The sequence below is a fragment of the Corallococcus sp. CA041A genome, from assembly GCF_003612075.1.
Taxonomy (GTDB): Bacteria; Myxococcota; Myxococcia; order Myxococcales; family Myxococcaceae; genus Corallococcus; species Corallococcus exiguus.
In genome coordinates this window covers 1-1,238 of sequence record NZ_RAWF01000542.1, presented here as the reverse complement: position 1 = coordinate 1,238, position 1,238 = coordinate 1, and the positions used below count along the sequence as shown (strand labels likewise).

The window sequence follows — 1,238 nt, the reverse complement described above, 5'->3', positions numbered from 1 at the left end:
CGGCGCTCTCAAGCGGTCGTCGCAACAGCTGACGCGAATACTTCGGCAGGCGTTCGCCATGCAAGCGTTTGACGCGGGCGCCCGTTAAGTTCGTGCGCGATGGCGTCGAGTTGCTTGCCGGAGAGGGCGCTCAGGTCCACGCCCTTTGGGAAATATTGGCGCAGCAGGCCGTTGGTGTTTTCGTTGCTGCCACGCTGCCAGGGGCTGTGCGGGTCGCAGAAGTAGACTTGTACCTGGGTGTCGATGGTGAAGCGTGCGTGCTCAGCCATCTCCTTGCCCTGGTCCCACGTGAGCGAGCGGCGCAGGTGCTCGGGCAGCCGCTGAATCTGCTCTGTCAGGGCCTCGCGGACGCGCTCTGCCGTCCGGCCGTGCGGCAGCTCAAGCAACATCACGTAGCGGCTGTGGCGCTCCACGAGGGTGCCGACGGCGGACTTGCCTGCCTTGCCGATGATGAGGTCGCCCTCCCAGTGGCCCGCGACGGCGCGGTCCTCGGCTTCTGGCGGCCTCTGGCTGAGCATCACCATGTCGCGCAGCTGTCCGCCTACGTCGTTGCGCTTGCTGGGCCGGCGCTGGGTCCGGCCTGTACGCAGGCAGGCGGCGAGCTCTTTGCGTAGCGCGCCTCGCGCCTGCACGAAGAGCGAGCGGTAAATGGTTTCGTGAGATACGCGCATGTGGGGCTGCTCGGGATGGTCCGAGCGTAGTCTGGCGACAATCTGCTGGGGGCTCCAGCGCCGGGCCAGGCCCTGCTCCACCGCGTCCCTCAGTGGGCTGCTCGCGGCGAGCTTGCAGTACTTGGGACGACGCGCCCTGCGCTCAGCGCCTTCTTCGGCACTCCACGCCCGGTACTTCCTCCGGCCGCCCGTCGCGGCCACGTCGCGCGACACGGTGGACGCTGAGCGTCCCAAACGACGCGCGATGGCGCGCATCGACTCACCTGCCTGTACGCCGCGCGAGATTTCCTCGCGCTCCTGCAGCGACAGGCGCAAGGGCGAGCGCGGGCGCGCGCGCGGCGCCACTCCGCCTGTCTTCACCAGGAGCCTCTGAATGGATTTCTTCGAGCAGCCTATGGCCAGCGCCGCTTGCTCGAAGCTCTCGCCAGCGATGACACGCCGCCGAATCTCCAGCCTGTCCTCACCCGTCAGCCTTGCTGCTTTCCCTCGGCCTCGCACCCTGTGCCTCCCATCAAGCAGGGTGCCATGGTGAGCACCCACGTGGTGCGTTCACCGCTTGAGACCGCC

The 1,238-nt window shown here is 67.7% G+C and carries 1 protein-coding gene; it reads right to left on the bottom strand.

Annotated elements, in window-relative coordinates:
• Nucleotides 1–8: 8 nt before the first annotated feature.
• Nucleotides 9–1,169 (bottom strand): IS30 family transposase, encoded by a 1,161-nt coding sequence (locus D7V77_RS42015; RefSeq protein WP_233597566.1) that lies wholly within the window; start codon nucleotides 1,167–1,169, stop codon nucleotides 9–11.
• Between the last annotated feature and the right edge of the window lie 69 nt (nucleotides 1,170–1,238).